Genomic DNA, 550 nt, shown 5'->3' on the forward strand with positions numbered 1-550 from the left:
GTGATGACCCGCCGCACGTCGCACGGTGTGCCACGTCCACGTCGGGTCTCTGCAGCTGCCGGGAGACGACCGACGGGCCCTGGCCGGGCGCTGCGAGGCGGTGGTGCGCGCCCACCAGGAGCTCCCTGGCGCTCCCGCGCACGTGCTGGCGGCCTGAGGAGGCCGGAGGGAGGGTCGCCTGCCAGCGGCTATCCTAGGAGGGCTATGGCCTCCATCCTGACCTCCTCCTCAGGCGGGCCGGTCTATCTCGATCACGCCGCCACCACCCCGATGCACGCCGCTGCCATCGAGGCGATGACCGCTGCGCTGGCCACCGTCGGCAACGCGTCGTCGCTGCACGGTTCCGGCCGGCTGGCGCGCCGCCGCATGGAGGAGGCCCGTGAGACGTTGGCCCGCCTGCTGGGCTGTCGCCCCTCGGAGGTGATCTTCACCGCTGGTGGCACCGAGAGCGACAACCTCGCCGTCAAGGGCATCTACTGGGCCCGCCGCGATGCCGAGCCGGCGCGGCGCCGGATCATCACCACCGCTGTCGAGCATCACGCCGTTCTGG

Annotated in this window: 1 protein-coding gene; it reads left to right on the forward strand. The window is 72.5% G+C overall.

Annotation, left to right across the window (positions count from 1 at the left end; all coding sequences use genetic code 11):
* Positions 1-204 precede the first annotated feature (204 nt).
* Positions 205-550 (forward strand): aminotransferase class V-fold PLP-dependent enzyme (locus RNB18_RS50915; protein WP_311720915.1); only part of this gene is annotated, 346 nt, incomplete at its 3' end.

This window comes from Streptomyces doebereineriae, assembly GCF_031845645.1.
Classification (GTDB): domain Bacteria; phylum Actinomycetota; class Actinomycetes; order Streptomycetales; family Streptomycetaceae; genus Streptomyces; species Streptomyces canus.